17 protein-coding genes are annotated in these 15678 nt (G+C 34.3%); 9 read left to right on the forward strand and 8 right to left on the reverse strand.

From position 1 onward, the window contains the following. Positions 1–26: 26 nt before the first annotated feature. From HZR84_02280 to HZR84_02295, 4 genes are read left to right on the forward strand one after another with little or no spacing between them, the layout of a single operon-like run. A complete protein-coding gene (locus HZR84_02280; GenBank protein ID QNL20817.1) occupies positions 27–392 on the forward strand; it encodes a 30S ribosomal protein S6 in 366 nt (121 codons plus the stop codon). Continuing rightward, complete coding sequence (locus tag HZR84_02285; GenBank protein ID QNL20818.1) at positions 389–640, forward strand: 30S ribosomal protein S18; 252 nt, start codon at positions 389–391, stop codon at positions 638–640. The genes HZR84_02280 and HZR84_02285 overlap by 4 nt, the downstream gene beginning before the upstream one ends. A 6-nt stretch (positions 641–646) precedes the next feature. After that, positions 647–1093: a 50S ribosomal protein L9 gene (locus tag HZR84_02290; protein ID QNL20819.1), complete on the forward strand. Its 447-nt coding sequence runs from the start codon at positions 647–649 to the stop codon at positions 1091–1093. A 49-nt stretch (positions 1094–1142) separates the two neighbouring features. Further along, positions 1143–2102, forward strand: coding sequence for a GSCFA domain-containing protein (locus HZR84_02295; GenBank protein ID QNL20820.1), 960 nt, complete (start codon positions 1143–1145; stop codon positions 2100–2102). A 1-nt stretch (position 2103) separates the two neighbouring features. On the opposite strand, the gene HZR84_02300 is transcribed toward HZR84_02295, so the two are convergent. Then, positions 2104–2403, reverse strand: a complete 300-nt coding sequence (locus tag HZR84_02300; protein QNL20821.1) for a hypothetical protein — start codon at positions 2401–2403, stop codon at positions 2104–2106. 175 nt (positions 2404–2578) lie between these two features. Between HZR84_02300 and HZR84_02305 the strand changes: the two genes are divergently transcribed. Next, complete coding sequence (locus tag HZR84_02305; protein QNL20822.1) at positions 2579–4231, forward strand: OmpA family protein; 1653 nt, start codon at positions 2579–2581, stop codon at positions 4229–4231. A 117-nt stretch (positions 4232–4348) separates the two neighbouring features. After that, positions 4349–4882, forward strand: a complete 534-nt coding sequence (locus tag HZR84_02310; GenBank protein QNL20823.1) for a YfiR family protein — start codon at positions 4349–4351, stop codon at positions 4880–4882. 32 nt (positions 4883–4914) lie between these two features. On the opposite strand, the gene HZR84_02315 is transcribed toward HZR84_02310, so the two are convergent. Next, entirely contained in the window at positions 4915–5967 is a 1053-nt protein-coding gene (locus HZR84_02315) for a DUF2911 domain-containing protein (protein ID QNL20824.1), read from the reverse strand. Positions 5968–6223: 256 nt separating this feature from the next. Here HZR84_02315 and HZR84_02320 point away from each other — a divergent pair, with 256 nt between their 5' ends. The 3 genes from HZR84_02320 to HZR84_02330 are packed head-to-tail and all read left to right on the forward strand — an operon-like array spanning position 6224 to position 8390. Beyond that, positions 6224–7081, forward strand: coding sequence for a hypothetical protein (locus HZR84_02320; GenBank protein QNL20825.1), 858 nt, complete (start codon positions 6224–6226; stop codon positions 7079–7081). A 20-nt stretch (positions 7082–7101) separates the two neighbouring features. Beyond that, complete coding sequence (locus HZR84_02325; protein ID QNL20826.1) at positions 7102–7560, forward strand: hypothetical protein; 459 nt, start codon at positions 7102–7104, stop codon at positions 7558–7560. A 23-nt stretch (positions 7561–7583) separates the two neighbouring features. Beyond that, positions 7584–8390: a hypothetical protein gene (locus tag HZR84_02330; protein QNL20827.1), complete on the forward strand. Its 807-nt coding sequence runs from the start codon at positions 7584–7586 to the stop codon at positions 8388–8390. Here HZR84_02330 and HZR84_02335 read toward each other — a convergent pair. Genes HZR84_02335 through HZR84_02360 form a run of 6 tightly spaced genes read right to left on the reverse strand, consistent with a single transcriptional unit; the run spans position 8366 to position 15676 of the window. Further along, on the reverse strand, positions 8366–9556 hold the full coding sequence (locus HZR84_02335; protein ID QNL20828.1) for a CHASE2 domain-containing protein: 1191 nt from the start codon (positions 9554–9556) through the stop codon (positions 8366–8368). The genes HZR84_02330 and HZR84_02335 overlap by 25 nt on opposite strands. A gap of 3 nt (positions 9557–9559) precedes the next feature. After that, positions 9560–10327 carry a hypothetical protein gene (locus tag HZR84_02340; protein QNL20829.1) on the reverse strand — a complete coding sequence of 256 codons (768 nt, stop codon included), beginning with the start codon at positions 10325–10327 and terminating at the stop codon, positions 9560–9562. A gap of 43 nt (positions 10328–10370) precedes the next feature. Then, entirely contained in the window at positions 10371–12194 is a 1824-nt protein-coding gene (locus HZR84_02345; protein QNL20830.1) for a caspase family protein, read from the reverse strand. A gap of 50 nt (positions 12195–12244) precedes the next feature. Continuing rightward, complete coding sequence (locus HZR84_02350; GenBank protein ID QNL20831.1) at positions 12245–14155, reverse strand: PD40 domain-containing protein; 1911 nt, start codon at positions 14153–14155, stop codon at positions 12245–12247. Between the two features lies 1 nt (position 14156). Beyond that, a complete protein-coding gene (locus HZR84_02355) occupies positions 14157–14738 on the reverse strand; it encodes a 7-carboxy-7-deazaguanine synthase QueE (protein QNL23163.1) in 582 nt (193 codons plus the stop codon). A gap of 59 nt (positions 14739–14797) precedes the next feature. Beyond that, positions 14798–15676, reverse strand: a complete 879-nt coding sequence (locus tag HZR84_02360; protein ID QNL20832.1) for a bifunctional 5,10-methylene-tetrahydrofolate dehydrogenase/5,10-methylene-tetrahydrofolate cyclohydrolase — start codon at positions 15674–15676, stop codon at positions 14798–14800. Between the last annotated feature and the right edge of the window lie 2 nt (positions 15677–15678).

A 15678-nucleotide genomic window follows, 5' to 3' on the forward strand; every position in this document is an offset into this window, starting at 1 on the left:
ACTCCCAAAAATTTGAGCAGCATTTTATGGCCGTAACGAGATTTGAAACAATATTTATAATGACTCCTGTTCTTTCAGAACAACAAATGAAAGAAACAGTGGAAAGATATCTTGCCTTTTTGAAAGAAAATAAGGCCAAAGTCATTCACGAAGAGAACTGGGGACTAAGAAAATTAGCTTACCCAATTCAGCATAAATCAACTGGTTTTTACCAATTGGTAGAATTCGAATGCGAAGGTTCTATGATTGAATCTTTGGAAGTTGAGTTTAGCCGGGATGAAGCAATAATGAGATTTCTTACTGTTAAACTTGATATAGACGGTATTAAGTACAACGAAAGAAGAAGAGAGAAGCAAAAAAATCTTGATCAGAAAAAAGCAGAAATACTATGACACTTGTCAATGAACCTATTAACCAGGAAAGAAAACGAAAAAAGTTCTGCTGGTTCAAAAAAAACAATATTCGATATATTGATTACAAGGACCCAAATTTCCTCTTGAAATTTGTGAATGAGCAGGGAAAAGTTACACCTAGGAGAATCACAGGCACAAGCCTTAAGTATCAAAGAAAATTATCTACTGCGATAAAAAGAGCAAGACAACTTGCTTTATTACCTTATGTAGGAGATTCATTAAAATAATAGGCAATGGAAATTATTTTAAAAGAAGATATTCAGGGATTAGGTTATAAAAATGACCTTATCGATGTAAAACCAGGATATGGAAGAAACTTTCTTATCCCTCAAGGTAAAGCGATCATAGCAAGTGAATCGAATAAAAAAGTCCTTGAAGAAAATCTAAAGCAAGCGGCTCATAAAATCGAAAAGGTTAGAAAAGAAGCAGAAGCTTTATCAGATAAAATTGGTGATGATGTAGTTACATTGAAGGCCAAAGTTGGAGAGAAAGGTAAAATATTTGGTGCTATCACTACCTTGCAGGTAGCAGATGCCTTAAAAGAAAAAGGCATAGATATAGACAGAAAGAAAATTCAATTCAATGAAGACATTAAATTTGTAGGCGACTATACTGCTGTCATTGATTTGCATAAAGAAATTAAGCATAATCTAAAAATCTCGGTTATTGCGGAAGATTAATTTCTCAAGATAATTATTGATATTTAAAGGCGCATTAGCGCCTTTTTTTATGCAGTTTCGTACCGAATTAAAGTATCCTAAATCAAAATGGGACATTGATTATAATTCCAAAATAATCTCTGTCGGATCTTGCTTTTCGACAAATATAACTGAGCGGATGTCTGAATTACAATTCGACATTGTCAATAATCCCTACGGTACATTTTACAATCCAATTTCAATTTTCAGAGCTCTTAATTATACAGAATTAGATTTTGAGAATACATTTATAGAGAGAGATGGCCAATGGATGAGCTTTTTATCTCATTCCGATATTTCAGCTAATGATAGAACAAGCTTAACCTCTCTTTTAAAGGACCGGCTTAAATTTCTAAATCAAAAAATCAAGTCTGCTGATTATCTAATTTTAACACTGGGCTCAGCAAAGATCTATACGCATAAAAAAACAGATTTGATAGTGGCTAATTGTCACAAAGTTTCTCAAAATGAATTTGATTCGCGAATTCTAACAGTAAAAGAAATTACGCAGGCATTTCGCTCAATGCACAGCCAATTGAGTAAAATAAAGCCGGAAGTTAAAGTTATTATTACAGTAAGCCCTGTTCGCTATTTAGCAGATGGATTTGAACAAAATAGCATCAGCAAAGCCATGTTAATTGCATCAGTCCATGAGATATTAAACGAATTTGACAATGTTGAATATTTCCCTGCTTATGAATTGGTTTTAGATGATCTTCGGGATTACAGGTTTTACAATGAAGACCTGATCCATCCAAATTCAATTGCTGTCAATTATGTATTTCAAAAATTTAGCGAATCATATTTTAATGATTCAACGAAACAGATTGCACATAAAGTTTATAAGATAAACAAAGCCTTAAATCATATACCATTTAACAGAGATGCTGATTCCTACAAAAAATTCCTAATTGATCTTAAAGTCAAAATTGATGAAATCTCAAATCATGTTGACACTACTCATTTTAAAGAAAGGTTGGCAGAGAAATGAGCTATTTAATATACTTTTCAAACAATGCTTTGCCCAGACCAATGGAAATTCTTGAGGATATTGGCTGAGTGACTGATTTTTCAGTTCTTAAAGCCTGGGAATCATTGGATTTTTTAAAAGAATCGGGATTTCCATTTTCCTCAATTGCATCAACCGCTATTTCTTCTTTCTGACTGATATCGTTTCTTTCATCAGAAATATTAATTTGAAAAAAAGTGGATAAGGATTGTGAATAAGTAATTTTACTCGATGTAAAAAATATTAATGAAAGAAAGGCCAGAGAAAAAAATGATTTTTTCATACTGAATAAATTCTTTTTCCTGTAAGACAATTCTTATACCAAATTAATAACTATCTGTATATCTGTGTTTTATAAATATTTTATAAAAATTAACAACAACTAAAATGTACGATTTGATACACTTATGCTCGGAACTGTACAAATTGAAAGAACTATTTATAAACTTTGAATGAGAATGAAGAAACTCATTTTGATATTAATACTTTTCACAGCTTTTTCTAACAATATTGTTTTATCTCAGAAATTAGAAAATACAGCATTAATAGCTTTGGATAGCATCAATAGTGAATTTGACGATTCTTCGCCTTTTGTTGAAAGTACTTCCAAACAGCTGTTCTTTAGTAAAAGAAACAAGGCTGGCGATACAGATGCGTTTTTAGCAGAATGGAATGGCACGAGCTGGTCTAATAACCCAATATCCTTATCCATTAATAATCGATTTGATAATGAGATTTACCATGTCGATTCAAAGGGGCTCATTTATTTCCAAAAAGCTATTTTAAATAATGCAGGCCAAGCCATTTTTGGAATATTCACCACAGAATTCAACGAAGGAAAATGGTCCATACCCATTAGGCAAAGCATAAAATACTTTAATAACAAGTCCAGCGATCAATCATTTTGTTTAAACAAACATGGGGATATTATGCTAATATCAATGCAAAGTTATTTCAGCTATGGTGTAGAAGATATTTATGTGTCATTTAGAAATGACAACAATTCATGGACTGAGCCGAAAAACCTGGGCAATTCAATTAATACGCCATATGAAGAATTTACACCCTTTCTGGATGATGATGATCGCACTTTGTATTTTTCTTCAAATGGGCATCCAGGTGGTTTTGGAAGTAAGGATATTTGGGTTTCTTATCGATTGGACAGTACATGGACCAAATGGTCTTCACCGGTCAACTTAGGGGCTAATGTAAATACCATGGGAATGGAAATGTCTTTTAGGAAGACCGGTATAAGTCAAATTCCATTTCTTGTAGTATCGTCCAGAACCAGCGATGGTCAATCAGATATTTTTGGTTTAAAACTCGACAAATCGGAATTGGATTCTTTGATCTTAGCAGTAAAACCTGTTGAAAAGATAAGCACAACGATTGATTCAATTGGAGAAATAAATGTAATTATTGATTCAAACATCAGCGCAAATTTATCCGATACAATAAATGCCGTTGATTCATTAAATACTCATTTACTGGACAGCACGAATAACATCCTTATAATTAGCACCAAAAACAGATCGAACAATCAAGCTATTCCAAGTTTGGTTATTTACAAAAATCGAATCAAAAGCGACAGCATTTATCTTGAAAGAGATAGTGTTTTAGAAATTAGCTGCGAGTGGTTAGATACCGTGGAAATTAATGTAAGATCACAATATTTTCTACCTCAGACAAAAACTATCATTTTTGAGAATCGCCATTTTGGAATTAAACTGGAAGAAGAAATTTTCCTCGATAGTTTGGAAATAGGCAAATCGATACAATTTGAACATGTCTTATTTAAAAGAGGAACGCCCGAACTCCTGGATCAATCCTACGGAGACCTGGACTATGTGGCTCAAATTTTAAATAAAAATGAAGACCTAAATATTCAAATCGCTGGGCATACAGATAATTCGGGAAATGCCTATCTAAACTATATATTAAGTGAAAAAAGAGCGAATACAATCAAAAAATATTTAATAAATAAGGGAATAAATCCCGCCCGAATTGAAACTAAAGGATATGGTGGCACTCAACCAATAGCCAGCAATGAAAGCGAAGAAACAATGAAACTCAATAGACGAGTGGAATTCAAATTAATCAAAAATAAATAGTTGAATTTTATTGATTTTATTACCTAAATAGTAATTATTCTAATAAGCATTACCCTTTTTCACTACTTCTTTTTAACATTGAACTTAGATTATTATTAATTCCATTACTATCGTCATATGAGGTTATTTTATCTCCTTTTAGTGTTATTGCTATTTGTGGGTTTCAAATCGGCAAATTACAATCCCGGAGAAGAGCAAAGGCTTAAATTTCTTTATTTAAAAAATTTCATTAAGAATATTGAATGGCCAAAGGATTCAAAGAGACATGAATTCAAAATTGGAATTTTAGGTGAAAGGAATATTTACAATAAGATTTCTATGAGCAATATTAAACCTGAACATGCCAATGGCTCAAATATCGCTTATTATTTTTTTGAAGACGCAGATCATTTACTTGATTGTCAATTGATTTATATTCCAAATCAAAAATCCTATCAGTTGGCAAAAGTTGTTAAACAATATCAAAATCAATCAGTATTAATCGTAAGTGAAGCACCGAATGCCTGCAAAAGAGGGTCTATGATTAATTTCTATAAATCATCTGAAAATAAAATATCTTTTGAATACAGCGCCGATGCATTGCGAAATGCCGGGTTATTATATTCTAGTAATTTTATGGAGCAGGGCAAGCTTGTCAACGCAATACAATAAAAAGCCCTCCGAAGAGGGCTGTAAATTTAGCTTTAGCTGCTGAGTGAGTCAATTGTTGATTTAATCCGATTCCTTTGCTGCTCGGGTGCCATCGACAATGCCTTCTTATAATATTTAATCGCTTCTTTCTTATTTCCTTTGGTTTGATAAGCCTCTGCAAGACTATCATATACATTCCATGATTCTGGATAGTCCTTTACATTCTTTTGAAATACTTTTATTGCTGCATCCACATCTTTAAGATTATAAAGCAGACCATAACCGTAGGTATTCATTGCGTTTTCATCAGCCATTGGCATAGCTTTCTCAATAAATTCATCAGCTTCTTTGGCTTTTCCTTGCATTCTTAAAATCAAACTTTTGGTGCTCATATTTGCAAAGTTCTTGTTGATAGAAATTGATTGATCTGCCCAGGCTAGTCCTTTATCCAAAGCAATGTTGTTAACAATGGCATAATTAGCAGCATTGTTAAATCCCTGCCAAAAAAATCCGGCAATATTCTTTAAGTACTCATCTTCAATATGTTTGATAATAAGATCATTGGTATTAATCTTTATCGGAAACGAGACTTTAAAAGTGGACCAATGCAAAAAAACATCTGCTCCGTTGCTTGAAATATTATCAAAACCATAGGCTAATCTTTCCTGTGAATAATCTGTCTTCGTCATATTTGCCTTTAAGCGTGTGACGTCATTGTCTTCCGAATAAAAATAACTTCCCCATGACTCATGATCCTTACTTATAATGACAGTCCAATCTTCTTGGGAAGGAATCATATGTAAGCCGTATGTACCGGCAGGTATAGTCTTTTCTCCCAGAACGACAGGTTTGTCAAATGATATTCTCGTGTTTTCATTTGCACCTGCTCTCCATATTTGATCAAATGGAACAAGCTTGCCTAGTATTTCCCTTTCCTTTACAGCAGGACGTCCGTAATCAATGCTGACGGTAGTTATTCCAATCGTTTGACTAATCTCAGCACGTGGACTGGCCTGAGGTTGAGTTATTGGTGGTGGCCCCTGAGCATAGGCAATTGTAAATACTAATAAAAAGGTAATTGATGTTAAAGTGCGTTTAAGATTCATGATTCTATAGTTTGTTTCACTTCCTTATAACAAAGACCATACAAAACAAGGAAAGGCTAATTGGGAGTCATTTAAACGTATTTTGAGGATATAAACTGTTCATTTAAGAACAGAAAAAATAAAAGCGTACACTTTGCTTAAGCTAAAACATATATATAATTGTATAATCTTTGATTTTCATTTGCTTTGAAATAAGAAAATACTACTTTAGTAGAAGTTAATTTTTAAGCTTTCATTTAAATAAACCTTATTCAGTATGAAAAAATTACTACTTGTTTTGGTATCAGTTGTGTTTTTGTCTGAAATGACATTTGCTCAACTATCACAACGTCAGAGCAATCCTTCAAATTACTCTACAGGTACAAGACCTTTAGCCGGTGACATGGGTATATTTTTGGCCGTAGATGTTTTTGATGCTCAAAGTATTCTTGATGATATAGCAGGTGATGAAAATCCTTCTGATGAATTGGAAGTTCCAAATTTCTCACTTGTCAATTTCAAGTATTATAATTCCAATGACGTTGTCTACAGAATCGGATTGGTTGCTGCAAAAGACAAATCAGTTGAGAAAGGAGACTTATTCTTTGCTACGGGAACTGCACCTCAACCGACAGATATTGTTCGGATAGAGTCTAAGAATTCCGAAAGGGATTATGCAATTAAGCCGGGTGTTGAGAAGCACTTTAACCCAACCAACCTAATTGACATCTATGTAGGAGTCGAAGCGCTATTGGGAACGCATATTCAGCGATCAATTAACTCTCAGGAAAGGAATGATGGTAACACAATCTTAAATGATGTGAAAGGTACCTCATTGCTTTACGGAGCAGGCGGATTCGTTGGAATGCAGTTTTTTATCGCAGATTTGCCTTTGGCATTGGGTCTTGAGTACGGAATAATAGGAAAGGGTTATGCTTTCAAAAGATATAAAGTAGTTCAAGAACAGGACGATGGTACAGGAACTTTCGTAAGCAATGAATTTTTTGTGCGTCCTGGTGATATTACTGCATTTAACGGAGGTGCCACCGTGCCGCTTTTTGAATCATTAAGTTCCAGAACTTACAATCTTGATAATCAAGTGCGTGTAACATTGAGTTACTTCTTTTCTAACTAATTGAAAAAACAGAATCTGATATGCATAATTTTTTGAAAAATCAAAAATACAGTATGCTGCTGATCGCACTTGTGATTGTAATATCATCGTGTGGTAGAGGTGTATTTATTAAAAAAAGTATTCAAGGTTCACCTTTGAATGCTTCTGTGGATCTGAGATTATTCTGGAATGATTTTGAATACATTGGAGAAATTGATGGTACAATAAGTTATACCCAATATGTTTGGGGAACAAGAAGATACCATGAACCAAGGTTTAATAATCTAACCAGAACAACATTTCTTACTTTTAATGGAAGAAGTTTCCTTCCTATTCAAAATGCTCCTTTGAGCAGGGCGCTTTACGACGCTCAGGAAAAGTATCCTGACCTGGAATTTATAATTCCTTATCAGGTAAATGAGGAAATTCAAAGAATGTTCCTGGGTAGGAAAATAACAATTAATGTTAAAGCTAAAGCTTATAAGTTAAAACAGAATTAACATTGATTAAGCAATTTTTTAAAATGAATGCCAATTTGCTTTTTGCAATTGGCATTCTTCTTATACCCCTATCCTGTAACGACGACAATGATTTTTTGATACTTGATGTTGTTCCTCAGGATATTTTTAAAGTTTATCCTATTGATGAACCGGTAATATTCTTTACGCGCTCTCAAAGCTCTACAGATAATTTAAGCAGATTTACGATAGCTGTAAGAGAAGAAAATGAAGTTAATCGTAGCATTGTTTTCGATAGCGCAATTTCAGGTAGTTTTTTTGAATACAATTTTGGCTTTCCGAGACCTTTGGATCAGTCCAGAGAATATGATTTTGAATTCAAAGTATATACCAGTGATGGAAAATCAACCACGCAATTTCGATCGGCTCTGATAATTTATGATTCATTAGAAGTTCCTCTCACAGAAACTACAGGTCATAGAATTTATCCGAAACTTACTCAAAATCCAGATGGATTTGATTTGATAAACAGAGTTGCAGTATTTACGGATACAGCACTTCTCGATACAAATACAGTAGATATTTATGAATTGGCCGACACAACGGTAAACCTCACCAGAATCTGGAGAAGTAATACCAATGGCAAATTTGTTCGGTTTAATGGCTTTGATTATCCCAATGCAACCTTGTCCAAATTAATAGAGGCATACGAATCAGGTCAGAAACTTGATCAAATGATAAATATCCAGGAAGATGATATAATTATTTTTCATTCAAGTGAAAGAGCCGTTTATGCCGCAATTAAAATTGATGAAATAGAAAGCGGCGACTCTGTAACAAATGCTTTTTACGAGTTCAATTTGAAAAAATGAACCAGTACATATTTCTCAAACATGGTTTTAAGCCTCTCAAAAATCTCCATATAAAGAGAAAATAGTAAAATAGTCAAGATAAAATCAAAAATGAGATAGGAAATAAAACTCATTAAAAAGAAATAAAGTAAATACCCTCCAAAACTTAATAAATCAGCATTAATCTTGTATTTACTCGATAGTTTATCGGTAAGAATATCAAAAATACTATCATTGCTAAAACAGATATAGGACACAAAAAAATAGCCTAATAGCAGGTATACAATAAATAAGGCATTGATTTGATTGGCTTTATTAATTATTGAGTTATAAATATTTACCAATATAATTGGCCCGGGAAGATCACCGTAAATCGTTTCAACTAAATCATTATCCTCGTAATCCCCTATAAAAATTAGTTTATCCTTAACTATTTTTTCAATACTTTCATCATCCAATAAGAGTAATTCCGACAAGTAAACTTTTCTTGTGATTTCTGATTCAAAAAGGTCATAATTCCTGACACCATGATCTACAACAAAAGAATTAAGATTAATTTTAAATGTAGACCAATTAAAATGATCATCAGCCCTTAGTTTTTTGCCTTCAGTATATTCATACAATTGTACAGGGAGTGTCTTAATTGTATCGGCAAATACAAGTTTTGTTTTAAGAAATACACCTTCGGAAGTTTCAAACGATGTTGTAGCTGTTGGCACATCTAAAACAGGGTAATATGCTGTATCGTATTGACTATCGTAAAGCGAAACGCATAAAATATTATCAAACTTATTTATTTCTTTTTCCAGATCCCTATCATATTCAGTAGGCACATCGAAAAAGATATCGCAAACAATAAATTTAGGACCATCATTGAATTTTGCAACTCTCCGGAAAAAATCTAATAGAACAGGTCTTGATGTGACCGCTTCTTTTCCAATAGGAAACCCGTATTCATCATATTTATCGACCAGCATTTTTTCCCACGAAATGTCAATAAAAAGGTATTTAGACATATCCGGTTTATCATCGATATGAAGTACTAAACGTTTGAAATATGAACTTATCCGCAGTAAAGTAAGCTCTTCGTCATACAAAAATGGCTGTTTATGCCAGTAGTAACTTACAACAATGAGAAAAATAGCATGTATTGCCGAAACAAGCCACAATAAAATTTTGCGGCTCATGTATTAGAATTGAAAGCTTTTATCTATCCAATGTGCTACTGCTTCTCTGGATGTTTTGCCGTAAAATGAATTGAGATAATCATTAATTTCAAGCTTTATTGACTCTTTATCCATTTCTGCATCTTTATAAAAGGATATCAAAATATCACATTCTCCCTTTAACCTTTCTTCAGATAGTACTATTGGTTTGAATGAAGAAATCAATCGGGTGTCTTTTTTAATTTCATCTCTATAAAAAAGTTTAGCCTCGGCAATTTGAGAATGGTCAACCGGCTCTCCATTGAAATTAAAAAGCTGATCCGGTCTAAATATCAGCAGATTATCCTCAAAATATACTTTTTTATTAACCGCTTCTTTTCCCAGAAAATATGAAAATATAAAATAACGTTGATCATCCATTGGATAATAGGCAGGATCCAGTGTTAGAATCATTTCTTCCCCTATAAAAACAAAATTTTTATCACCAATCATCGCCTCCAAATCTATGATCTTATGATCTTCAGAGCCTCTGGTAGTCAATGCAGACATCCTTTTCATTGGAACCAGAACATCCTTAATTGTGGCCATCAACTCAGAGTCTCTTTCAGCACTGCTTTGACTTTTAAGAATGAAGCGTTCACCTTTTGAGCTAATCAATACGGCCATAGCTTGTGGATCTTTAAAAGTCAGTGATTCATTCAAATCAACTTTTGCTCCTCTGCTCAATTCTTGTTTTTCACTTCCATAAAGGATTGAACCCTTGGTAGTAACAACAGAATATGACTGAGCCATAATTGAGCTATAACCAATAAATAAGGCTAATACCAGTAATATTTTAATTTTTCCTAAATATGAATTCACCACCTTCATCTCCTACATTTTTTAATGGACTACCTATCGGAGTTTGATCCGAATTGTTTGATACTGCTACTTTAACATACTGAATTAATTCAGAAACAGGGACTTGCTCCTTGTCATTAGACTCCAAATACTTTAAAAAGTACGATGTAAATGGACTATTCCTTTTGCCGTAATTTCCATCAGATACAAATTCAAGGCGACCGGATGTCAAGGCCCATCTCGATTTATATTTTTCTACATTTTCTACATATCCACGAGTACTAGGCGAAAACAAGGAACCGCTGAAACAAGCGTCTGCAACCAGAAATATATGTTTCGAATCCAGCGCTTTTATGTATTTTAAAAGATTTGAATTTGGTAGATAATCAGTGGTTTTCCCGGATTCGGCATCAACAGGAATCCAATATCCTTCGTCCAGGTCTTTATCATAAAATCCATGACCGGAATAAAATATTAATAGGTTGTCTTTTTCACCCACCTTGGTACGTAAATCCTGAAATGCATTGTGAATATTTTCCAATGTTGCCTCTTCTTCTGCGACCATATAAACATTTTCATCGCGGAATTGATACTTTTCAGTTAAAATATCTTTAACATCAGAGGCATCATTTAAGGCATTGTTTAATCTTGGCCAGTGTTTATAATCGTTAATTGCTATAAGCAACAAATGATTCTTGCCAGTTTCTAAAGGATTGAAATCAATATTTTCACTAAAACTAGAATTTGAAGTTTTTGTCGAACTTTTAGTGTTATTTGAACTTGGGTTTGATGAGCTTCTAGCAGCTATCTGTCGATTTCCATTTCTATCGGGAATCTCCAAAACATATTTGCCCGCATTTAGCTGTTGCATTTCGAATAATCTAATGTTAGATCCTAGTTCCGCGGTTGCAAGATAAATTCCATCCCATGAAAATATTAAATCATTAATTGCAGCCTTATGTTTTTCTGTATTAGCAAGCAAATTACCCGATTCGACGTCGTATATATTGACCGTTTTATCATAACTGCCAGATGCCAATAATTTTCCATTACCGCTTATATCGAGACTTGTGATATGCCCTTTTTGGCCACTTATTTCTATCAATGGTGAATAAACATTGTCGTTCCATACTCTAATGACCTTATCATGTCCGCCGCTTGCATAGACATTATTCATTGGACTACGACTTAGATCATTTACCCAGGTTCTATCCATAGTCAGGGATTTCAATTCCTGGCCATTATTCAAATCCCAGGTTTTTAAGGTCAAATCTTTACTCGTAGAAAAGAGATAATTCCAATCACTAGAAATACTAATGGCCGTCATGTCCTGACTATGACCATAAATTGTTCTTTGTAATTCTCCCGTACTTTTATCCCAAATACTGATTGTTTTATCAGCTGATGCGGTGATTACATTCCCTCTGAAATAATCGATTCGCAGATCCCAAACTTCCATTTCATGGGCTTTTACATCAAATTCGATTTTACCTTTTTGGATATTCCAGGCAATGAGTCGATTATCTCTTCCGGTTGAATACAGCCAACCGGTTTCAAAATCAAATTCTAGCGCCTCTACAGGAGCTATATGACCTTTTAATGTTCTCATTTCACGAAATGTCTTAAGATCCCACAATATTATATTGGCATCTGTTCCTCCTGAAGCGAGAATTGTATTATCAGAATTAAAAGCCAAAGCCTGGACGATGTGGCCATTCTTGGAGAGAGTTTTTAAGGTTTTTATCTCTTTTTGGGAATATGAGCATATACCTTGTAATACGAATAAAAAAGTGAATAATATCTTAATTGAGTTACTCATTTCAAATTCAATTCCGTCTATCAAATTTACGAAATTCTACAATCAAAGTTCTACTTTGTTATAACAGTGAATTCAATTCTTCGGTTTCTTTGTCTGTTTTCTTCCGAATTATTATCTTCTACAGGTTTAGATTCTCCATAACCCTTAAAACTTAAGCGATCAAGAGGCACCTTGTGTCCGACCAAAAAATCTCTTACGGCTTTTGCTCTATCTTCAGATAGTTTTTGATTATCCTCAATGCTTCCAATATTATCTGTATGTCCTCCAATTTCAATTCTTACGTTTTCATTTATTTTAAGAAAATCAATTAGCTTTTCCAATTCAGGAATTGAGGATGAACGAAGGCTGGCTTTTCCAAAGTCAAAAAATATATTGTTCATAATGGTGCTGGCATTGACATTTATGGGCGTTAAAGCAATGTCAATATTTAGTTTACCAGAAGCATCCGAATCTTTTAAATTAAAATTTAAACTCTCAAACAAATAACCTTCACGACTTACAAAAAGCCCATACTCTGCACCTTCCGTTAAAACAATCAAGTATTCGCCATTACTAGGATCAGAACTTACGCTTTGTTCGGTTTCATCTGTTTCCAAATCAATTAAATCAATTTGTGCACGCAATTTTTTCTTAGTCTCCTTATCGTAAACCGTACCTTTCAAGGAGTAACTTTTGTTTTTTAATTGCAAGCGGGGTGGCAGGTCTAGTTTATATAAAAAGCTTCTTGCACCTTTTTCATCTTTTTCATTGGTCGAATAATAAGCCGTTTTGCCATCAGCTGCAACAAAAAATGCCACTTCATCTTTCCATGTATTAATTGGAGCCCCTAAATTTTCAGGTTTAGACCATTTGCCATCTTCTTTTAATGAATAGAATAAATCAAGTCCACCAAAACCGTCGTACCCATTTGTTGCGTAATAGAGCGCTTTATTGCTAGGATGTAAAACGGGAGAAAATTCTTCTCCTCGGGTATTAATTGGCGCCCCTACATTTCTAGCGGGGCTCCATCGGCCTAAATGATCTCTGGAAGAAACCCAAATATCCATGCGACCTTTACCACCGGGCCTGTCCGAAGAAAAATAAAGATGCCTACCATCAGCTGATAATGATGGTTGTGAATCCCAGTATTTTGAATTTACATTGGGGCCCATATTATTTGGCTTGGTCCATTTATTTCCATTTCTGAAAGCTATATATAAATCACATCTACCTCTTCCTCCCGGTGAGTTGCATGATGTAAAAACAATCATTCTTCCATCCCCTGAAACTGTACATGTTCCTTCATTGTAAGCAGGCGTATTAATAACAGGAGAGATACTCTGTGGATTTACCCAATTGCCATCGTAAAAACGACTGACGAATATGTCTTCTGTACTGATATCATCTCTGGCAGTAAAAAAAATATATTCCTGATCGGCTGTTAATACAGGAAAATATTGATATTGAAATTTATTGAGTATTTCATCCAGTCTTTGAGGTTTTATTTTATCCGAGCGATGCGCCGGATCCATGGCATAATCGCAATTTTTTATTTTTTCCTCTGCAATAGCTTTTGACCTTTTGTCTCCAGGAATAAGAAATAAATATTTTTGAAAGGCATTTTTAGCATTTTCATAATTCCCATTTTCGAATTCTTCCATTCCAACAAAAAAATGTGCTTTTCGAAATTTTCGATCATCGGGTTCTAAGGCAATTACTTTTTCGTACATTTTAAATGCCGTTTCCCTTTCACCATAGGAGTTGTATATAATACCTTTAAGGAAATAAGCTTCCACAAACTGATCGTCTTTTTTTATCGCTTCATCCAGCAATTGCTGAGCCAGCTTGTAGTTTCTGCGTGAAGCTTCAGATTGAGCTTTTAGATAATACCTTTCGGCTTTTGCAGAACTCGTATGAAGAGCATCTTTATCCTGGGCCTTTATACTCAGTGAAAAAAAAAGAAAAACTATTAAAAATCTCATATCAGGGGATATTCATGATTTTATGAATCTGTAAGGAAATGTTCCATTTTGGATTTTCTTTTACATAGTTAATTATTAATGGTAACATTTCTTTTTCTCTGGAAAATTCCGGTTGAAGATAAAGCTTGCAATCTGAATTAACCTTTGATGCATATTCTTCGGCCCATTTGAAATCACTTTTGTTAAAAACAATGATTTTTAATTCATCAGCTTGCAGGCATATTTCTTCTTTTGGTTTAAGAAACTTTTTTGGAGAAAAACAAATCCATTCCCATTCCCCGGTAAGCTTATAAGCACCGGAGGTTTCAATATGCCTTCTAATTTTGTGTGCTCTTAAAGTTTCACATAAATCACCCAGATCATACATTAAAGGTTCCCCGCCTGTAATTACAGCCATTTTTGCTCCCGATAATTCAACTTCATTGATCAATTCCTCCGCAGTTTTTTCAGGGTGCCCCTCCAATGGCCATGATTCTTTTACATCGCACCAAACGCATCCTACATCGCAACCCCCAAAACGGATAAAGTAAGCTGGAGCACCTGAAAAGTCTCCTTCTCCCTGAATGGTATAAAACGATTCCATTATGGGGTATTTGATTATAGACATTCGGTTTGATTTTTTTTGATATCTGAAAATAGAAATCAGTAATATTCTCCCGTGGCAGCAGAATAAGTATTCAACATCAGTCCTGCAATTGTCATTGGCCCTACTCCACCGGGTACTGGCGTTATATAACTACATTTTGGAGAAACCTCGTCAAATTTCACATCTCCTTTTAATTTAAATCCAGATTTTTTCGTGTTATCCGGAACCCTGGTAGTTCCCACATCTATAACAATTGCGCCTTCTTTTACCATTTCAAAGGTTATGGTTTCAGGACGGCCAATGGCTGCGATTAGAATGTCAGCTTGTTTGGTGTATTGTTCTAAATTTTTAGTTCGGCTATGACACAATGTGACGGTACAATTTCCCGGATTGCCATTGCGGCTCATAAGATTTGACATAGGCGAACCAACAATTTGACTTCGCCCAACCACCACACAATGCTTGCCTTCGGTTTCAATACCATAAGTTTCTAAAAGTTTTAGTATTCCAAAAGGTGTTGCTGATATAAATGATGGCAAATTCTTGATCATTCTGCCAACGTTAATTGGATGGAAACCGTCCACATCTTTTTCAGGCTTTACTGTTTCTATTACACGTTTCTCAGAAATATGTCCGGGAAGCGGTAACTGAACGATGAGTCCGTCTATTTCCGAATCATAATTTATTTCCTCGATCTTTCTCAGAAGCTCTTGTTCTGTGATGGTATTTGGCAATGTTATTAATGTGGACTCATAGCCAATTCTCTCACAAGCTTTTACTTTAGCTCCTACATATGTTTTACTGGCGCCATCTTCTCCTACCAAAATTGCAGCTAAATGGGGTGCTCTTTTATCCTGATTTTTAAGTTGGGATACTTTATCTGCCAGTTCCTTTTGAATATTGAGTGAAGTTTGTTTTCCGTCTAATAAATTCATTT

It is taken from the genome of Hyphobacterium sp. CCMP332, from assembly GCA_014323545.1.
In the GTDB taxonomy this organism is placed as follows: Bacteria; Bacteroidota; Bacteroidia; order Cytophagales; family CCMP332; genus CCMP332.